Origin of the sequence: Mycobacterium sp. ITM-2016-00316, from assembly GCF_002968335.2 — a bacterium.
In the GTDB taxonomy this organism is placed as follows: Bacteria; Actinomycetota; Actinomycetes; order Mycobacteriales; family Mycobacteriaceae; genus Mycobacterium.
This window is the reverse complement of the sequence record NZ_CP134398.1, coordinates 3,328,429-3,346,102: the sequence shown is the minus strand read 5'-3', so window position 1 is coordinate 3,346,102 and position 17,674 is coordinate 3,328,429. Positions and strand designations below refer to the sequence as shown.

The 17,674-nt window shown below is 65.8% G+C and carries 20 protein-coding genes; 11 read left to right on the top strand and 9 right to left on the bottom strand.

Annotation, left to right across the window (positions count from 1 at the left end; translation table 11 throughout):
- Positions 1-169: 169 nt before the first annotated feature.
- The 6 genes from C6A86_RS16165 (at position 170) to C6A86_RS16140 (ending at position 6,938) form a co-directional block, all read left to right on the top strand.
- Positions 170-1,135, top strand: a complete 966-nt coding sequence (locus C6A86_RS16165; protein ID WP_105365923.1) for a PDR/VanB family oxidoreductase — start codon at positions 170-172, stop codon at positions 1,133-1,135.
- A gap of 127 nt (positions 1,136-1,262) precedes the next feature.
- On the top strand, positions 1,263-2,549 hold the full coding sequence (locus C6A86_RS16160) for a cytochrome P450 (protein ID WP_105365924.1): 1,287 nt from the start codon (positions 1,263-1,265) through the stop codon (positions 2,547-2,549).
- A gap of 44 nt (positions 2,550-2,593) precedes the next feature.
- Complete coding sequence (locus tag C6A86_RS16155; protein WP_105365925.1) at positions 2,594-2,992, top strand: SCP2 sterol-binding domain-containing protein; 399 nt, start codon at positions 2,594-2,596, stop codon at positions 2,990-2,992.
- Positions 2,993-3,039: 47 nt separating this feature from the next.
- Positions 3,040-4,173 (top strand): NAD(P)-dependent alcohol dehydrogenase, encoded by a 1,134-nt coding sequence (locus C6A86_RS16150; RefSeq protein ID WP_105365926.1) that lies wholly within the window; start codon positions 3,040-3,042, stop codon positions 4,171-4,173.
- Positions 4,174-4,272: 99 nt separating this feature from the next.
- Positions 4,273-5,547: a CdaR family transcriptional regulator gene (locus C6A86_RS16145; protein WP_142407083.1), complete on the top strand. Its 1,275-nt coding sequence runs from the start codon at positions 4,273-4,275 to the stop codon at positions 5,545-5,547.
- Positions 5,548-5,621: 74 nt separating this feature from the next.
- Positions 5,622-6,938, top strand: a complete 1,317-nt coding sequence (locus tag C6A86_RS16140; protein ID WP_158263331.1) for a LuxR C-terminal-related transcriptional regulator — start codon at positions 5,622-5,624, stop codon at positions 6,936-6,938.
- 33 nt (positions 6,939-6,971) lie between these two features.
- On the opposite strand, the gene C6A86_RS16135 is transcribed toward C6A86_RS16140, so the two are convergent.
- On the bottom strand, positions 6,972-7,556 hold the full coding sequence (locus C6A86_RS16135; RefSeq protein WP_105365929.1) for a TetR/AcrR family transcriptional regulator: 585 nt from the start codon (positions 7,554-7,556) through the stop codon (positions 6,972-6,974).
- Between the two features lie 142 nt (positions 7,557-7,698).
- On the opposite strand from C6A86_RS16135, the gene C6A86_RS16130 reads away from it, so the two are divergent.
- Complete coding sequence (locus tag C6A86_RS16130; RefSeq protein ID WP_311100769.1) at positions 7,699-8,676, top strand: nitronate monooxygenase family protein; 978 nt, start codon at positions 7,699-7,701, stop codon at positions 8,674-8,676.
- Positions 8,677-8,713: 37 nt separating this feature from the next.
- Here the strand turns inward: C6A86_RS16130 and C6A86_RS16125 are convergent, their stop codons facing one another.
- Entirely contained in the window at positions 8,714-9,577 is an 864-nt protein-coding gene (locus tag C6A86_RS16125) for a cyclopropane mycolic acid synthase family methyltransferase (RefSeq protein ID WP_105362146.1), read from the bottom strand.
- 340 nt (positions 9,578-9,917) lie between these two features.
- On the opposite strand from C6A86_RS16125, the gene C6A86_RS16120 reads away from it, so the two are divergent.
- The gene (locus C6A86_RS16120; RefSeq protein ID WP_105362153.1) at positions 9,918-10,919 is read left to right on the top strand and encodes a GGDEF domain-containing protein; all 1,002 of its coding nucleotides are present in this window, start codon (positions 9,918-9,920) and stop codon (positions 10,917-10,919) included.
- Positions 10,920-10,935: 16 nt separating this feature from the next.
- Here C6A86_RS16120 and C6A86_RS16115 read toward each other — a convergent pair whose 3' ends face one another.
- Entirely contained in the window at positions 10,936-11,358 is a 423-nt protein-coding gene (locus tag C6A86_RS16115; protein WP_105362147.1) for a nitroreductase family deazaflavin-dependent oxidoreductase, read from the bottom strand.
- Positions 11,359-11,377: 19 nt separating this feature from the next.
- Complete coding sequence (locus tag C6A86_RS16110) at positions 11,378-12,553, bottom strand: metallophosphoesterase (protein WP_105362148.1); 1,176 nt, start codon at positions 12,551-12,553, stop codon at positions 11,378-11,380.
- A gap of 173 nt (positions 12,554-12,726) precedes the next feature.
- Between C6A86_RS16110 and C6A86_RS16105 the strand changes: the two genes are divergently transcribed.
- The gene (locus tag C6A86_RS16105) at positions 12,727-12,882 is read left to right on the top strand and encodes a hypothetical protein (RefSeq protein ID WP_158263235.1); all 156 of its coding nucleotides are present in this window, start codon (positions 12,727-12,729) and stop codon (positions 12,880-12,882) included.
- A 41-nt stretch (positions 12,883-12,923) separates the two neighbouring features.
- On the opposite strand, the gene C6A86_RS16100 is transcribed toward C6A86_RS16105, so the two are convergent.
- The 4 genes from C6A86_RS16100 to C6A86_RS16085 all read right to left on the bottom strand — a co-directional run bounded on the left by C6A86_RS16100 (position 12,924) and on the right by C6A86_RS16085 (position 15,352).
- The gene (locus C6A86_RS16100; protein WP_105362149.1) at positions 12,924-13,505 is read right to left on the bottom strand and encodes a zeta toxin family protein; all 582 of its coding nucleotides are present in this window, start codon (positions 13,503-13,505) and stop codon (positions 12,924-12,926) included.
- Positions 13,502-13,891 carry a TA system antitoxin ParD family protein gene (locus C6A86_RS16095; RefSeq protein ID WP_105362150.1) on the bottom strand — a complete coding sequence of 130 codons (390 nt, stop codon included), beginning with the start codon at positions 13,889-13,891 and terminating at the stop codon, positions 13,502-13,504. Before C6A86_RS16095 ends, C6A86_RS16100 begins: the two co-directional genes overlap by 4 nt.
- A gap of 56 nt (positions 13,892-13,947) precedes the next feature.
- Positions 13,948-14,928: a lytic transglycosylase domain-containing protein gene (locus C6A86_RS16090; protein ID WP_105362151.1), complete on the bottom strand. Its 981-nt coding sequence runs from the start codon at positions 14,926-14,928 to the stop codon at positions 13,948-13,950.
- 145 nt (positions 14,929-15,073) lie between these two features.
- Positions 15,074-15,352, bottom strand: a complete 279-nt coding sequence (locus C6A86_RS16085) for a hypothetical protein (RefSeq protein WP_311100766.1) — start codon at positions 15,350-15,352, stop codon at positions 15,074-15,076.
- On the opposite strand from C6A86_RS16085, the gene C6A86_RS16080 reads away from it, so the two are divergent.
- Positions 15,333-15,920, top strand: coding sequence for an alkaline phosphatase family protein (locus C6A86_RS16080; RefSeq protein ID WP_311100765.1), 588 nt, complete (start codon positions 15,333-15,335; stop codon positions 15,918-15,920). The genes C6A86_RS16085 and C6A86_RS16080 overlap by 20 nt on opposite strands.
- Entirely contained in the window at positions 15,827-16,918 is a 1,092-nt protein-coding gene (locus C6A86_RS16075; protein WP_311100764.1) for an alkaline phosphatase family protein, read from the top strand. Before C6A86_RS16080 ends, C6A86_RS16075 begins: the two co-directional genes overlap by 94 nt.
- A gap of 3 nt (positions 16,919-16,921) precedes the next feature.
- On the opposite strand, the gene C6A86_RS16070 is transcribed toward C6A86_RS16075, so the two are convergent.
- Entirely contained in the window at positions 16,922-17,599 is a 678-nt protein-coding gene (locus C6A86_RS16070) for a glycoside hydrolase (protein ID WP_199196082.1), read from the bottom strand.
- Positions 17,600-17,674 lie beyond the last annotated feature (75 nt).

The following is a 17,674-nucleotide window of genomic DNA, read 5'->3' as shown; positions in this document are numbered from 1 at the left end:
TCTGCGCGCCGGGAGATCTGCCGGGCTGCTGACCCGGGTGCCCCATTCGGGGTATGGCGTTCCACCTTGCGGCGGCTGTCGCCGATGGCATGGGTGACGAACGCTCGTGGGATGCAGTCAGGAGTCGTGGGGTATCAGGAGTCTTGGAGGGAAGGGGGCTGTGACCGACATGGGTCCGGCGCGGCAGGACGTACTCGAACTCGTCGTTGCCCAGCGCGCCGATCTGGCCGACGGCGTGGTGGGACTGGTCTTGGAGGATCCGGCCGGCGGACCGCTGCCGGAGTGGAGTGCGGGCGCACATGTCGATCTTGAGCTGACCGACGTGCTGGTGCGGCAGTATTCGCTGTGCTCAAGTCCGGGCGACCGCCACCGGTGGGGGGTCGCGGTGCTGTTGGAGCGCGACGGTCGCGGCGGTTCCCAGCACGTGCATCGCCACCTCGGTCAGGGCAGCCGCGTCCGGGTGGGTGGTCCGCGTAACCATTTCCCGCTGCAGCGCGCCCGTCGATACCAGTTCATCGCCGGTGGCATCGGTATCACGCCGATCATGCCGATGATCGAACGGGCCGAATCAGACGGCGCTGACTGGCACTTGTTGTACGGCGGCCGGCAGCGATCGTCGATGGCGTTCGCCGATGTGCTGGCCGGCTACGGTGACCGCGTCACCTTCTGGCCCCAGGACGAACTCGGAATGCTGGATCTGGACAGCTTTCTCGGGGAAAGCCGCGACGACACCCTGGTGTATTGCTGCGGTCCCGAAGGTCTGCTCGGCGCCGTCGAACAGGCCTGCTCGCATTGGCCTGCCTCCGCGCTGCACATCGAACGCTTCTCGGCCAAGCCGGCCGCGCTCACACCATCGGCGGGAGCGCTGGACACCTTCGACGTGGTATGCCGCAAATCCGGGATCACGGTCACCATCGGCCAGGGCCAGTCGATCCTGGAGAGGTTGCGGGAGAACGGTATCAACATGATCGCGTCCTGCATGGAAGGCATCTGTGGCACGTGCGAGACCCCGGTGCTGGAGGGCACACCCGATCACCGGGATTCGGTGTTGAGCGCCGACGAGCAGGCCGAGAACGATTACATGATGATCTGCGTGTCACGATCGCTCTCGCCGATTTTGGTGCTCGACGTATGACGGCGGTAGGGCGCACCCGGGGGAGCAGGGGCGATCTCGGGATCCGGGGTAGGCACCCCCAACGAGGGATACGCCTGCCCCATGCGCCGGATCGTCAAGAGTTTGCGCTGGTGGCACCGTTCTCATCATGACGAGCACCGCCCAGCACCCGGTCATCACCGACCCCGCCCTCGACCTGTCCGCCCGGTCGTTCTGGGGCCGCACCTTCGAGGAGCGCGAGAAGGCGTTCGCGCACTTCCGCACCGAGAATCCCGTGCCCTACCACCGTGCGTTCGAATCCACGCTCTTGCCGCCCGACGAGGACACCCCAGGGTTCTGGTCGGTGACCCGGCACGAGGACTGCCGTTTCGTGTCACGCAACCCCAAGCTCTTCTGCTCGGGCAAGGGTGTGTTGATGGAGGACATGCCCGAAATCGTCATCACCGCAACGGCTTCATTCCTGGTGATGGACGGTGAAGACCACCGCAAGATGCGCGGAATCGTCGATCAGGCGTTCACTCCGCGCAACGTCCGCAAGATCTCCGAATGGATCGCCCAGCATGCACGTGAGCGGCTCGACGAGATCATCGAACACGGCGAGGGCAACTTCTCCGAGGACTACGCCAAGTATGTGCCCGGCCGCATCTTTGCCCACTTTTTCGGTCTGGACCGAGACAGCGAAGAACAGCACATCGTCATGGAGGCCGCCGAGCGGATGCTGGCCTGGGACGACCCCCGCATGTCGCTCGGCCGCGACGCACTCACGACGCATGCCGAAGAAGCCGAACGCATCCAGGACGTGGCGCTGGCCCAGGCCGAGAAACGGCGCAAGGACCCCAAGGACGATCTGATGACTTGGGTCGTCAACGCAGAGTTCGAGGGAAAGACCCTCGACGAGTGGGAGATCGCCGCGTTCTTCTCGCTGCTGGGCTCGGCGGCCAACGACACCACCCGGCATTCGATCGCGCACGCGGTTCGGCTGCTGTCGGACAACCCCGACCAGCGGGCCCTGCTCCTGGAGGACATCCCGGGCCGCGTCGGGGGAGCCGTAGAGGAGATCGTCCGGCACTCCAGTCCGGTGATGCACTTTCGCCGCACCGCCACCGAGGATGTGGTGATCGGCGACACCGAGGTCAAGGCGGGCGAGCACGTCGTGCTGTGGTACTGCTCGGGCAACCGGGATCCCGAGAAGTTCGATGACCCAGCCAGGTTCGACATTCTGCGTACTCCCAACGACCACTTGGGATTCGGCGCCGGGGGACCGCACTTCTGCCTGGGTAACGCGATGGCGCGTCAGATGCTCAGGTCGGTGCTCACCGAGATCTACACCCGCATTCCCGACATCACAGTGGTCGGGGAGCCCGACTTTCAGGTCAACAACTTCATCCACGGGGTGCACGCGCTGCCGGTGAGCTGGACACCGACCGCGCGCTGACCGTCCGTATCCACATCGAAACACCCACCCTCGGAGAGGAACCCATGTCCTACTACAGCAGTGCCGAAGAGATCTACACCTACCTCGGCGGCGTCTTTCGGGCCGCCAACAACACCGAAGTCGGCCCCAAACTCAAGGGCGCCGATATCGATCTGCAGGTGTACTACACCGATCCGGACGCCTCGATGACGGTGCGTCTGCGTGAACCGGCCATCGAGGTTTTCGACGGCGCCGACAACGAAGAAGCCGACGTGAAGCTCTACATGACGGCCGATATCGGTGACAAGTTCTGGCGCGGTGAATACAACCTCGGTGTGGGCCTGGCCAAGGGCCAGGTCAAGGCCAAGGGGCCGGTCAACAAGATCCTCAAGCTGGTCCCACTGACCAAGCCGCTGTTCCCGATCTATCGCGAACTGGTCGCAGAAAAAGACGCCTCGGCCTGAGAACAGCTTTCCGACAGGAGAATCCGTTGACTGACACCACTTCCCCGATGGGCACTCTCGACAACCGTGGAAACACCGTCCGCACCGCCCGGGTAGCCGTGCTTCGCGAAGAGGGACAACCCTTGTCGTTGGAAGACGTCGAGCTCGCCGAATTGGTGAACGACGAGGTACTGGTCCAGATTGCCGGGGTCGGCATCTGCCACACCGATATCTCGGCGGCCCAGGGACTGGTCCCGTTGCCGTTGCCCGCCGTACTCGGCCACGAAGGGGCCGGCGTCGTGGTGGCCGTCGGTCCGAGTGTGAGCACCCTTGCGGTGGGTGACCACGTGGTGCTGAGCTACGACTTCTGCGGAGAATGCCGGACGTGCACCACGAAGACGCCGGCGTACTGCGAACTGTTCGCCCCGCTCAACTACTTCGGCGAGCGGCTCGACGGCACTGTCACCATGCGTGCGGGCGACGAGGACATCCACGGCAACTGGTTCGGCCAGTCGTCGTTTGCAAGTTTGGCCATCTCCAACGAACGCAACGCGGTCAAGGTGCCCAAGGATCTGCCGCTGCACCTGCTGGGTCCGCTCGGTTGCGGTCTGCAAACCGGAGCGGGCAGCGTCATGAACGTGTTGCGTCCGGACCCGGGTGACAGCCTCGCGGTGTTCGGGCTGGGCGCGGTGGGTCTGGCGGCGGTGATGGCGGGCAAGGCGGTGCACTGCGATCCCATCATTGCCGTCGACGTGAACCCGGCGCGCCTGGAGCTGGCCCGCGAACTGGGTGCCACCCACTGCATCAACCCGGCCGCAACCAAAGATCTCGTCTGGGACGTGATGAACCTGGTGCCCAACGGGGTCACCTGTTCGCTGGACGCGGTCGGTTCGAATCTGGTGATACGTCAGGCCCTGGAGATACTCAGCTCGCCCGGTCACTGCGCGACCGTGGGTTTCCATGGGCTACAACACGACATCACGATCGATCAGGGGCATCTGCTGCTGGGCCGGCGGCTGTCCGGAGTCATCGAAGGGGACGCCGACCCACGTCAGTTCGTGCCGGTGCTCATCGAGCTGTACCGCGAGGGCAGGTTTCCGTTCGATCGACTGATCGAGACGTTTCCGACGGGTCAGATCAACGAGGCGATCGCGGCTTCGACCAGCGGCACCGTGATCAAGCCTGTCGTCGCCTTCGGCTGAACTGGAGACCTTGATCAATGAGCCTTCGCCACGTGTGCTTGGTGCTACCGTCACTCGATCGGTGAGCGCATATTGGGGGCGCAGTTGGCTCAGGAACTCGTGCAGATAACACCCGACGCCGCCGCGGTGGCGGCCATGATCGACGTGAACGACCTGGCCGAGCGGATCGGTCTGCGTGCCGTCGAGGTGATCGCGGATCTGCACAATGCGCAGGACAAAGACCTGGAACAACTGACGGTCGACGCCGCGCTGAGCAATGTGCACGCGGTACTGCGCGGCTTCGCCGGGGCCGAAGAGCCGGGGTCGGCACAGTCACCGGAGCTGACGCTCAGCTGGGTGGCCACGATGGCTCAGCGAGGTATCAGCGTCGCGGCGATACCCCGTTGCTACGTGATCGGGATGGGTCTTTGTGACGCGGCCCTGCGCAAAGCGGTTCACGGACTCACCGCGTCCGAGGAGGTGAAGTGGAACCTCACCAATGCCGCGCTGACCTATCTCTACGAGTACTGCGAGAAGATCACGGGTGATCTCGTCGAGCATTACCAACGGGAACGCGAGCTATGGGTGCGTGGTGCCGACTCGGTGCGGGCCGAGCTGGTCCTCGCCATCCTCGCCGGTCGTCCCGTCGACCTGCACGCGACCAGCGCTGCGCTGGGATACAACCTCGATCGACCGCACATGGCCTTGATGGTGTGGAGCGACCCCCGTAATCCCGACAAGCCGCCCCTGCAGGCGTTGAAAAGAGCGGCCGCGCAGTTGGCTCATCAACTCAAGGGTATGGAGTTGCTGGTGGTGCCTGCGGGTTCGGCCATGGTGTGGGCGTGGACAAGTGGTCCGGCGCTCACCGACCAGCCGGCCGGCGAGCTGTCGATCGACGTTCCGCTGCTGGCCGCGATCGGCGGGTTCAGCCAGGGTGTCGACGGATTTGCGCGGTCCCACCGGCAGGCCAAGGACGCCCGCCGGATGGCCGGCGTGTTCTCGCACGCGGCCGGGACGGTGACGAATCACCGCCAGGTGGCGCTGGCCGCGCTGCTCACCCACGACCTGTCGGCATCCCGGGCCTTCGTCGAGGATGAGCTCGGTGAACTCAGCTCCGATACCGAGCGTAACCGCAGGTTGCGGGCCACTCTGGCGGTCTATTTCGAGGAGAACATGAGCTGGAGCAGGACCGCCGAACGGTTGGGTGTGCATCAGAACACCGTGATGTACCGCGTTCAGCAGGCAAAAGAGCTCCTGTCGTGTTCCCTGGCCGATCGCCGGCTCGAGTTGGAGGCGGCACTGAGGCTGGCCGAAGTCAGCGCCAACCTCAGCCCCGGCGGACTCGCCGGTTCGGGTCAGCCGGATCTGGACGTGTGCCAGGACGACTGGAAGTAGCTTCCAGACCTTCGGGCAAGATTTGGAACCGGCTTCCATAGGTTCGTGGGATGCGTCTCCCTACCGTGGTGGATGTGACTACCGCCACCCTTGAGGTTCCCGATCTGAGCAGCTTTGTCCCGCTTCTCGATATCGATCCGACGGTTGAGACGCCGCCTCCGGTGGCCGATGGGACACCGCTGGATGACTGGACCGTCGTCGGCGCACCGCTGCGCGACCATGCTCTGCGTGCCCAGATCTGCGCGGTGCTGCACCGAGTGGCCGCGCTGCCCGGCTTTGCCGCAGTCCCGGTGCTCGACGATGAACGCAACTTCACCACGATCGAGGCGGCGCTGGATACGGCGCGCGAACAACTGTCGGCTCTGGCCGGCTCGCACCACGATGTAGTGATCGGTCCGGCCATGGCGCGCTACGTCGCACTGCTCACCGAATTGGCCGACCTGCGTGTGCAACTGGGGCAGGTGCGAGCAGCGCAGCGCAGCGAGCGGTACGCGGCGACCCGCAACGCGCTCGCGCGCCTGCACGGCGTCGACTCGGTCGCACAGATGCTGGAACGTGCGCCCGCCGAACTGGCCAGATGCGGCTTCGACCGGGTGATCGTGTCCCGGGTCGAAGACTCGACATGGTGGGTGGAGAACGTCCACGTCCGGGCAGACCCGGAGTGGGCCAACGAGATTGCCGAGGCCGGTCGCGCGAACCCGGCGCACATCGATCACCTACTGGTCGAAAGCGAGATCATGCGGCGTCGCGCACCGGTCCTTGTTCGCGACGTGCAGCATGATCCGCGCATCAATGCGGCCATCGGTGCGGCCTCGCTGTCGCGGTCCTACGTCGCAGCGCCGATCATGCCCGACGGACGAGTCATCGGCATGTTGCACGCAGACTGTTACCTGAGCCGTCGGCACGTCGACGAGGAAGACCTTGCCGTGTTGTGGATGTTCACAGAGGGCTTCGGCTACGCCTTCCAGCGCACCGCGCTCAGCGAGCGACTCCGCGGCGCCCGCGATGAGATCCAGCGGATGGCGCGCGATATCGCGACGTCCGCTGACGACCTGTGTTCGGCCCGCACGACCCTCGGGCGGCCGCGCGGGCACGCCGCGGACCACGCGACACCTCCGGTGGCGGCATCGTTGGCGGCCAATTCGAGTATCGAAATGCTGTTGTCGCGCAGAGAGATCGAGGTCGTCTCGCTGATGGCCGAAGGCATGAGCAATGGTGCGATCGCCACACATCTGGTGATCTCGGAGGGCACGGTCAAGACGCACGTCAAGCACATTCTGCGTAAGTTGAAGGCGTCCAACCGGGCCGAGGCGGTGTTCAGGTATATGCGGATGACAGCCGTGCACGGAACGCCGCAACCCTCACGAACGTCTTCGATGTTGTTGGCATGAGCGGCTTTACGTCCCGGCTTCAGATGTACAGTGTCAGGCACTCAGGCCGGTGGTGAGGATGGCGGCAAGTTCGCGATAGGCGCTCGCGTCGTCGAGTCCGGTGTTGGCGCGCACGGTGCGTTGCTGGATGCGCACCATCATGGTGGCGGCAAGATCGGCGGCGAACGCGGCATGCACATCGCGGAATTCGCCGCCGGCGACACCGGCGGCGATGATGTCCTGGACCCGGCGCGCCGCCAGCGCGGTATTGCGTTCATAGACATCTCGCGATGGCGGGAAGGCGTCCAAGTCGGCCATGAATTGATCCGACGCCGCATCCAGCGCCGTCCCGACCGCCGACAGGTACGCGGAGATCTGGGCGCGCGCGCCGACGGCCTCGGCGACTTCGGTCTCGACATCGGCGGTCGCACGGCGGAAGAAATGGACCGTAGCCATCTGCACGAGCTGCTCCTTGCTGCCGGCCAGGGTGTACAGCGTCGACTTGGAGCAGTGCAGTCGTGCGGCGATGTCATCGAGAGTCAGATGCGCGAATCCCTCGGCCAAGAACAGCGCGATGAGGGTGTCGAACAGCACCGTGCGTCGGCGGGTGCCGAATTCGTGTGATGAGGATCGACTCACGGAAGTGATGGTACTGCAGGGCTTTACGTAGTACCGCTCCAATAGTACTGTGAGATGTAACAAGGTACGACCTTGAGTATCTTAGCGGCGCGCGAGAACTCATTTGCGTCGAAACGGGCAGCACACACAGCCGAGGAGCCCTATGTCACTGGTCACCAAGTTCACCGAGGCGTTCGGTGTGCAACATCCGATCGCTCAGGGCGGTATGCAGTGGGTGGGTCGTGCTGAGTTGGTCGCGGCCGTCGCGAATGCGGGTGGTTTGGGTTTCATCACCGCGTTGACTCAGCCGACTCCGGCCGATCTGGCCAACGAGATCGCCAAGACCCGCGATCTGACCGATAAGCCGTTCGGGGTGAATCTGACGATCCTGCCGTCGATCACCCCGCCGCCCTATGACGAGTACCGCCAGGTGATCGTCGACTCCGGGGTGAAGATCGTGGAGACCGCGGGCTCCAATCCGGCGCCGCATCTGCCGATGTTTCATGGCAACGGGATCAAGGTGCTGCACAAGTGCACCTCGGTGCGCCACGCGGTCAAGGCGCAGACCCTGGGTGTGGATGGCATCAGCATCGACGGTTTCGAGTGCGCGGGTCACCCGGGTGAGGACGATGTTCCGGGGCTGGTGCTGATTCCGGCGGCGGCCAGGGAGATCGAGATCCCGATGATCGCCTCGGGTGGTTTTGGTGATGCGCGCGGTTTGGTGGCGGCGTTGGCGCTGGGTGCCGATGGGGTGAACATGGGTACCCGGTTCATGGCGACGGTGGAGTCCTGTATTCATCAGAACGTCAAGGATGCGATCGTGGCCACCGATGAGCGGGGCACCGAGCTGATCTTCCGTAGCCTGCACAACACCGCCCGGGTTGCCAGCAACGCGGTGTCGCGTGAGGTGGTCGACATTCTCAAGGGTGGTGGTCAGTTCGAGGATGTCAAGGATCTGGTGGCCGGTGTGCGGGGCCGCAAGGTGTTCGATGACGGAGATATCGATGCCGGGATCTGGACTGCGGGCACGGTGATGGGTTTGATCCACGATATCCCGACGGTCGAGGAGTTGATCACGCGGATGGTCAGCGAGGCCGAGGACATCATCATCGACCGACTGGCCGACATGGTCGCCGTGTGACCTGGCAGTCGCCTGGCGGAATCGGTTGAACGACGGGCTATTTCGTCAGCGTGAACTGCCCGACGTCGATCAGGCCGCTGCGGAACAGCGGCGGGCAGCCGAGTAGGTACTTCATGTAGCGGTCGTAGACCTCCTGGGACTGCAGGGCGATGGCTTCGTCCTTGCGTGCCTCCAGCGCCGCGGACCAGTAGTCCAGCGTGGTGGGGTAGTGGGGCTGCAATGACTGGAACCGGGTGACGGTGAAACCGGGCTTGACCGCATGCGCGTTGACCATCCGCACCGACGGCAGCCGGCCGCCGGGGAAGATCTCGCGGACCATGAATAGGCAGAACCGGGCCATCTCCATGCTCAGCGGTATGGCTTTTTCACGGACCTCGTCGGGGTGCAGACCCAGGATGGTGTGCAGCAGCATGATGCCGTCGTCGGGCAGTGCGTTGTAGGCGAAGTCGAAGAAGTCGTCGTATCGGTCGAAGCCGAAATGCTCGAAGGCGCCGATCGACACGATGCGATCCACCGGCTCGTCGAATTGTTCCCAGCCACGCAACTCGACCCGCTTGGAGCGCGGGCTCTCCGATGCCGCGAACAACTGCTCGACGTGCGCCTGCTGGTTCGCGCTGAGGGTCAACCCGATCACGTTGACGTCGTAGCGTTCCAGCGCGCGGTTCAGCGTCGAGCCCCAGCCGCACCCGACGTCGAGCAGCGTCATACCCGGCTGCAGATCCAGCTTGCCCAGCGCCAGGTCGATCTTGGCGATCTGCGCCTCTTCCAGCGTCATGTCGTCACGCTCGAAGTAGGCGCAACTGTAGGTCTGCGTCGGGTCGAGGAACAGCCGGAAGAAATCGTCGGACAGGTCGTAGTGCGCCTGCACGTTCTCGAAGTGTGGCTTCAGCTGCCTGGACATTGCGTGAGAGCCTTCCTGAAAGTCCGGCAGCGTTCACACAGGTTCCCCGACCGTGCGCCACCCGGATGGCTCCGACGTTAGTCCCTTTCGGGGTTCTCCGACAGCTAACGATTGCTGCCGATCCGAAAACGGATATCCTTCGCGGTGAATTGACGGCGCCGCCACACGGCGAGTCGTCACGGTAGAGGAGGCCTCAAGGGCCGTGTGACGGAACGCTCCATCGGGGGACGGATTGCCGAAGTACTCGATCAGTTTCGCGGTATTTGCTCGCCTCATACGTGCCTGGTGGAGTGAGCCGGTCGCCTATGCCACCCAGGTGCAGTACTTCACCAAGCGGACCATGTCCAGGACGATCCAGGTGGCGATCGGCGTCGGCACCGGCATCGACGGGATCGTCTCGCTGGTGCTGCTGTGGCCGGCCGCCGGTAGCCCCGCGTCCGGTGCCGCCATGGCGACGTTCGCCGCTCTCCAGATTGTGTGGGGGCTTGCGTGGTGTGTTTTGCCCTGGCCCACGCGGTGGTTTTCCCTCGCCTTCGTCGTATCCGCCGATATCGCGATCGCCGCGGTGGTGCTGCTGGATGGGAGCTGGCTGTTCGCGCTGTTCGGTTGGTACTTCTTCGCTCTGATGTCGGTGTACGTGATGTTCTTCGACGGCGCGAAACTAGCTGTGGGGCATGCCCTGTGGGTGGTGCTCACGGCATGCTTGTTCGTCACGGGCGCCGGCTCGGCGTTCGGCGGCCTCAACCCCCTGGTGACGACACTTGTGTGGGTGGTGCCGATGGCCGCGGCGCCATTGGGCATCCAGTGCGGCATCTGGGCGATGCGCAACGATGCGTACGAGGCGGTCACCGACCCGTTGACCGGGTTGCTCAACCGGCGCGGGCTGCACCTGCACATCGACGACCTCTTGCACGGCAGCTCCTCCGACGAGGCAGAGGTGGACGTCATGGTGGTCGATCTCGACCGTTTCAAGGACATCAACGATGCCTACGGCCATCCCATCGGCGACGAGGTTCTGATCCGTAGCGCGCGACGGATCAAGGCCGCCGTGCGCGGCAGCGCGTTGGTGGCCCGCGTCGGCGGTGAGGAGTTCGTCGTCATCGATCTGGCCGAACCGGACCGCACGGAGCGTGAATCGGACCGCGTGCGCGATGCGATCGCCGCTCCCGCGGACCCGCCGATCACCGCCAGTGTCGGCGTCACCAGTGTCGCGGTCGCCGACCTCGGCGATCGCGGCGTGGATTCGTTGACAGTGCTCGACACCATCATCGAGCGCGCCGACCGAGCGATGTTCGACGCCAAACGCGACGGCGGCAACGCGACGATCCGCATCCGGCCCTGATCGCGCGCGCCGCTCGTCAGGAGACCCTGACCAGCTCCACCACCGGGATGACGCGCTCGGTCTTGCGCTGATACTCGCCGAATTGCGGTTCGGCGGCAACCTGTTTCGCGTAGACGCTGTCGCGTTCGTCGCCTTCCAGGACCCGTGCGGTCGCCGCGAAGGTGTCGGTGCCGATCTCGACGGTGATCTCCGGATGGGCGAGGAGGTTGCGGTACCAGTCGGGATGGGTGTCGGCTCCGCCCTTGCTGGCGAAGATGTAGATTCGGCCGTCGTCCAGCAGCGGTACCAGCGGCGCGATGCGTTCGATTCCGGACTTGGCGCCGATGTGGTGAACCAGGACCAGGGGTTTGCCCTCGAACACCCCGCCCGCCTTGCCGCCGGTCTCCCGGAATTCGGTGATCACGGCGGTGTTCATCTGGTCGAATTCGTGCTTTTCCATGTGCCCAACGGTAGTACTGCTACGCCGGGGCGTTCAGGGACAGCACCGAGATGTCCGGTGGCGCACCGACCCGCACCGGCGGGCCCCAGAACCCGGCCCCGCGTGAGACGTACAACTGCGTGTCCTGATGGGTCGACAGCCCTGCCAGCGACGGTTGCACCGCCTCCACGATGTACTGGAACGGCCAGGTCTGCCCGCCGTGGGTATGCCCGGACAACTGCAGATCCACTCCGCGGGCCGCTGCCTCCGAGACCATCACCGGTTGGTGGGCCAACAGCACCGTCGGTCGCGACGCGTCGGCGCCTGCCAGGGCACGATCGAAATCCGGCGGGTCGCCCCGCTCTTCGCCGGCGAGGTCGTTCACACCGGCCAGGTCGAACGCGGCGCCGCCACGCCGGATCGCGGTGTTCTCGTTGCGCAGTGACGACACACCCAACCGCTCCAGCTCATCGATCCACGGCATCGTGTCCTCGACGAAGTACTCGTGATTTCCGGTGACGAAGAAGGACCCTTCGCGAGACACCAAGTCCTGCAGAGGTTCTGCAGCATGGCCGAGCTTTTCGACGGTGCCGTCGACGAGGTCGCCGACGATGGCCACCAGATCGGCGTCGGCCTCGTTGATCAGCCGGACGATCCGCTCGGTGTGCCGCCGCCCGAGCAGGGGACCCAGATGGATATCGGAGACAACCGCGATCCGGAATCCGTTGAACGCCGGATCCAGCCGGGCGAGCCGGACCGGCACCTGCAGGACGTTGGGCGGACCGAGTGCTGTGGCGGCACCGTAACCGACCAGCCCCGAGGCCGCGACGCCCGCCGCAACTGCACTGGTGCGCGCCAGGAAGACGCGCCGGTTGACCGCCGGCGAGGGCTCATCGGGAGCGGCGTGCTCGACCGTCGAGCCGCGTTTCACCCAGCCGCGCAGTAGCAACCTCACCGGCTCCAGCAGCAGCAGCGCCAGCAGCAGGTACCCGACCAGCGCGAACCAGATGTAGCCCGGCCACGCGAACCAGGCGGACTCGTCGATCCCGGTGAATCGCGGGACCATCAGCGTCATCACCAGCAGGGCGGCCGGCGTCAGGAACGCAGCCGTCAGGATCCAGCGGGTGCGCCCGGGGACGGTGGTGTCTCGGATCAACCGTTTCCACACATAGAGGTGCGCCAGCCCGAGGACCGAGCTCAGAATGACGATGAACATGCCGGCGATCAGCCTCGCGCCCGGACCAGACTCATGTTCAAAGCCTAGCCATGGGTCCCCGGGCCAAGGTTTGCTGTGACCACGCTCACCGGCGATTCCAGAATCGTTGGTGGTACATGGCATGATTCGCCCTCGCACCGGGTACACGGGTGCGGACGGCGAAAGGAACTCCGATGGCTGGTGCCGCTGCAGTGAGTGGACGCACGGTGGGTACCTGTCCGGGATGCGGCTACCCGGTGATGGGCCCGCATCCGTGTGCGGCGTGCGCGCCGCTGTTGGCGGCTGCCGAGGGTATCGCCGCGCAGGGTGGTCCGGTCGTCGCTGCCTGAGCACGCAGACGTCCATCGCGGTTGCCATCGGCGGTGACGGGTTACAGGCCAGGCCATGTCGTCGTCAGAACGTCCGGCGTCCACGCCGGCCATGACGGCGTGCCCACCGCGAACCCCGCGTTGAGCTGGGCCACGATCCGAGGGCCCCTTCGCGCACTGTTGTCGTAGCAGCTGGTGGACTCGGCGCGCATCCCCGCGACGGCGACCAGGTCCCACAGTCGCCGGTACCGTTGCCGGATCTTGTCTTCGGGCACCTGGTGTCCGCCGGCCCGGACACGATGCCGCACCCGCTCGACGGCCAGTTCCTCGGGGATCAGCACCACGTGCAGCACCACCGAGTAGCCCGCCGTCTGCGCGGTGTCGATCAGAGCGAGTTTCGACGGATGCGAGAACACCGTCTCGGCGATGAACGACTCACCGAGCTCGATCAGCTTCGCCCGCGTGTCGGCCGCGATGCGGGCCGCGTCGTAGGCGTGATCGACGGCGGCGCCCGGCCACCGGTGCCTGGCGATCTCATCGGCGTTGACCACCGGGCTGCCGGGAAGCAGCGGCGCCAGCGTCAACTCGATGAAGGTGGACTTGCCCGCACCGTTGGGGCCGACGACGAGGTCGAGGCGTCTCACCCGTGCGGGTGCAGCACCGACGAGCTGCCGTCGGGGCCGTATTCGATGATCTGCCCGGATGCATCCAGCGCGACGGTGGTGATTCCACGCGCGGCCAGCAGCGCCCCGTAGTCGGTGTCGGCCAGGCTTTCCTCGATGGCCGCCGAGATCTCGGCGTTGAACACGACACCTTCCTCGGTGGTCAGCTCGGCCAATTCCACCCCGCCCGCCAGGGCGGCCTCCACCTTGCGGCGTGCCGCGCTGTGCTGGGCCGACACCGACCGCCCGATCCGCGCCCAGTGGTCCAGCTGCTGTTTGGCCGAACGACTCTGCCGGGCGCCTTCGGCGGCCGCGCTGTCCATGAGGTCGGCGGCGACCCTGGTCACACGATCAGCGGCATTGGCCATGACGAGCTCCTTTGCATGTAGCAGTCTGCTACCACTGTAGCAATCTGCTACGACGCCTACTGCGGATGAGCGGCAAGGTACTCCGCCACCGGGATCGTGCTGGTCCGCGCATACCCGACGGGCAGCAGCACGTCGCCGGCCGTCGTCCGGTAGTACACCTCCCAGTCGTGATAGCCGGCGAACGCCGCGGGATCGGCGGCCAGCACGGCGGCGTAGTTCTTGACCGCCTGCACGTAGTGGTCGGAGTTGTTGTAGCGGTACAGGGCGTGATCGGGATCGGTGACGAAACCGTTGGCGGCCAGATACCGCCCGGCGGCCATGATGCTGTCGCGCGGTGCGTGGATATCACCGCCCCCGCCGTAGGCGGCGAATGTCGACGGCAGAAACTGCATGGGCCCCTGCGCGCCCGCGGTGCTGGTACCCGCGATGCTGCCCAACCGGGTCTCGATCAGATTCACCGCGGCCAGGTAGTTCCAGCCGACACCTGAGGCGGCCTCGGACGCGCGGTAGTGGGCCAGCAGCTCCTCGGCGGGACGCGGCGCCTCGATCCGCCATGCCGGCAGGGTGTCCTTGGCCTCACCGGTCAGCAGCGCATCGAGGTGCCGCCGCGCCTCGATGTTGAGGTCATAGGCCGTCAGCAACGGCGGCGGGATGCGGGGACGGGTCACCCCATCCCATTCCGGGTGTCTGCCGATGACGCGGTAGGCGGCCTGCTGACGACGGGCGGCGGCGCGGCGCGCCTCGGGCGTGGACGACGGATTCCGTAGCGTCTGCTCGTCGGCCACCAGGTCGTCGGCCACTTGAGCGGGCTCAGGTGCCAGCCGGGGCTGGGCCGGCGCCGGCGTGGGCGGTGCTGGTGGTGGTGTTGTGGGCGTTGAGGTTTCCGTCGCCACCGGGGGAAGCGAGGACGATTCCACCGCCCTCGGGTCCGACCTGTCCGAGCATCCCGCGAGCACGATGAGCATCCCGAAGGCCGCAACGAGCCGGGCGGCGACACCGCGGATCGGCGTGGGGCCAACTCGTGCATTCGTGTCCATCGGGCGGTGTCCGAGCGGTAATTTGCGGTACAGATTCGGCGAGCAGCGTGTGGCAACGATCAGGCGACGATAGCAACGCCGCGAAGCGAATCGATCGAAACCGTGCGCCGCCCCGGCCCGCGGACGTCGGAAGGAACTCCATGGGTTACGCCAAGCACATCGGTCGGGTCGGCGCTTTGGCGGTAACTCTGGGGGTGGGGGTGGCACTGGCGTCGGCGCCGACCGCGTTCGCCGAGACGGGGGACTCGTCGTCCTCTTCCTCGTCGTCTTCGAGTTCGACCAGTTCCTCAAGCTCGTCGAACACCGGCAGCAGCAGCACGTCGTCGAACTCGAGCTCGTCGAGCACCGGAGAGCAGAAGACCACCCGGTCGGCCCGGTCGGCCGCCGGCTCGGGCTCCGGTGCCGTGCCGCTGGCCGACCGCACGTCCCCGCTGCGCGCGAAGACCGCACGCACCGCCAAGACCAGCCCGTTGTCGGCGGGCGCGCCGGCCGAGCCGGCCGTCACGCTCATCACCATCCCGGTGAACCCGGCGGCGCCACTGGTCAATCCGGATCCTGGAACCCCGCCGGTGGAAGCGCCCGCGGCGTTGGCGGCGCTCGGCGCGGTACGTGACGAGCTGGAACGCAACACCTTGCGCCGCAACGCCACCAGCGGACCGCAGGTCGGCATCGCCTCGGTGGACACCCCGAACGTCTTGGTGATCGGAGTGGACGGCACCAACCTCAGCCGGGTGCTCGCCGACCCGACCAACGTCAACTTCTTCAACCTCATCCAGGGCAGCTCGACCGCCCCGTCGAGCATCGTCGGGCACACCACCATCTCCAACCCGTCCTGGTCGACCATCCTGACCGGCAACTGGGGCGAGAAGACCGGCGTCATCAACAACATCTTCACGCCGTGGACGTACAACAGGTGGCCGACGGTGTTCAACCAGCTCAGGAGGACCACGACGACGGCATCCAGACCACGGCGGTGGCCAACTGGGACGTGATCGCCGCCATCGCCGCCGCGGGTGGTGACCTGGGCGCAGATCTGGTGCGCTACATCGGGAAACGCGAGGATGACCCGAACTGGCTGAAGACCGATGACGCGGTCGGGGACACGACCGAACTGATCATCGCCGACTCGAACCCGACCGTCGCGAACTTTGTCTTCAGTTACTTCGTGGGTGTCGACGAGAACGGCCACATGTACGGTGGCGCCTCCGAGGAATACAAGCTGGCACTGAACAACTTCGACCGCAACCTCGGCGAAATCATGGCCGCGGTCGACGCCTGGGAGACGGCCAACAACGAGGAGTGGACCATCGTCCTGGTCACCGATCACGGACACCAGCCGCAGCGCGGACTCGGGCACGGCTTCCAATCGCCGGACGAGACCGAGACATTCGTCATCGTCAACGGTCCCGGGTTCACGCCGGGGGCGATCAACCTGCAGTACCAGATCGTCGATGTCACCCCGACGGTGGTGACGCTGTTCGGCGGGACCCCGCGGGCGAGCGACGGCACGTCGATGACCGAACTCACCAACAATGTCATCCCGATCAACAACGATGCGGCGCTGCGTGAGGCGCTGCAGGACCTCATCTCGAAGAACGGCTACCCGGACACCGTCACCAACATCGCCCTCGGGGTGCGCACCATCTTCACCTCGATCCCGTACTTCCTGGTCGATATCGTCGACGGCATCGTTGGCGGCATCAAATCGCTTGCTGCACAAAATATTCCGATAGTTAGCCTGCTGGCCGGGCTGGCCGTCGGGCCGGTGCAGTTCATCGGGGATCTGGGGTATGTGGCGACGAACTTCGTGGCTCAGGTCGTTGCCCGGATCACCGGTGTCACCGGCGCCAGCATCTACCCCTTCTGGCCGCCGGCCGCACCGGACTTCCCGTCGTACACCCCGCCGGCACCGCCCTCGATGCTGGTCGGACTGCAGGTGTGCGGGGATCCGGCGCTCGGCGCCTGTGTGGACCCGTCGATCGCGGTCTGAGGCTCAGGGCTTCATCGAACCGAGGTAGTAGGACTCGCGGCCGGTGGGGTAGCCGCCCCCATCGGTCGCGATGTGGATGTGGTCGAAGTGGTTCAGCGTTTCCGAGCCGTAATCGGCGGTCCAGCTGGGTGCGCCGATGCCCGGGTAGAAGCCCTGCCGCCAGATGACGTGGATGACGCCCCAGCGCTCGGCGTTGGCCAGGGCGAGTCCGGCGATCTGATTGCCGAGTTCGATCCCCGCGTCGCTGCCGTGGTTGGGGATCATCACGTCGATGGCCAGCCCGTTGGGATGCCACTTCAGCGGATCCTGGCGGTAGCCGCCGATGGTGGTGATCTCGGGGTACATCATGCTGATGGCGCGGGCCACCCAGATGGTCTTGACCTGCAGGCCCTGCTCGGGCGTAACGCCCGCGTCGAGCGGGAAGTCGAGTACCCGGGTGTCCACCGGTGCGCTGACCGCCAACAGTTCGGCCTCGGTGGGGGCCTGGGCGGCGCCGGTGGGCAGCAGAGGCGCCGCGGGCTCGGCCGACGCCTGTCCGGGCGCGGCGGCCTCCGGAATGCCAACCGGGCGCGGGGCCGCGTTCTGGGCGTACAGCACGCCTGCGGAGATGATGATGGAGCCGGCGATCGCCAACCACCGTCCCCGGTTCGCGGCTAACAGGTTTCTGCCCACGCTGAGCACTTTAAATGCCGGATCGGGCGCGCGGTGTCAATGTCGGCGAACTGTTTCCGCGCGCCGGGGCGCCGCACCGATCCC

Excerpts from the sequence above, each read along its gene's own strand:
- C6A86_RS16155 (WP_105365925.1), top strand. The coding sequence starts at position 2,594 with ATGTCCTACTACAGCAGTGCCGAAGAGATCTACACCTACCTCGGCGGC.
- C6A86_RS16125 (WP_105362146.1), bottom strand. The coding sequence starts at position 9,577 with ATGTCCAGGCAGCTGAAGCCACACTTCGAGAACGTGCAGGCGCACTAC.
- C6A86_RS16130 (WP_311100769.1), top strand. The coding sequence starts at position 7,699 with ATGTCACTGGTCACCAAGTTCACCGAGGCGTTCGGTGTGCAACATCCG.
- C6A86_RS16095 (WP_105362150.1), bottom strand. The coding sequence starts at position 13,891 with ATGGCCAATGCCGCTGATCGTGTGACCAGGGTCGCCGCCGACCTCATG.
- C6A86_RS16105 (WP_158263235.1), top strand. The coding sequence starts at position 12,727 with ATGGCTGGTGCCGCTGCAGTGAGTGGACGCACGGTGGGTACCTGTCCG.
- C6A86_RS16090 (WP_105362151.1), bottom strand. The coding sequence starts at position 14,928 with ATGGACACGAATGCACGAGTTGGCCCCACGCCGATCCGCGGTGTCGCC.
- C6A86_RS16165 (WP_105365923.1), top strand. The coding sequence starts at position 170 with ATGGGTCCGGCGCGGCAGGACGTACTCGAACTCGTCGTTGCCCAGCGC.
- C6A86_RS16150 (WP_105365926.1), top strand. The coding sequence starts at position 3,040 with ATGGGCACTCTCGACAACCGTGGAAACACCGTCCGCACCGCCCGGGTA.
- C6A86_RS16110 (WP_105362148.1), bottom strand. The coding sequence starts at position 12,553 with ATGTTCATCGTCATTCTGAGCTCGGTCCTCGGGCTGGCGCACCTCTAT.
- C6A86_RS16120 (WP_105362153.1), top strand. The coding sequence starts at position 9,918 with ATGTCCAGGACGATCCAGGTGGCGATCGGCGTCGGCACCGGCATCGAC.
- C6A86_RS16160 (WP_105365924.1), top strand. The coding sequence starts at position 1,263 with ATGACGAGCACCGCCCAGCACCCGGTCATCACCGACCCCGCCCTCGAC.
- C6A86_RS16115 (WP_105362147.1), bottom strand. The coding sequence starts at position 11,358 with ATGGAAAAGCACGAATTCGACCAGATGAACACCGCCGTGATCACCGAA.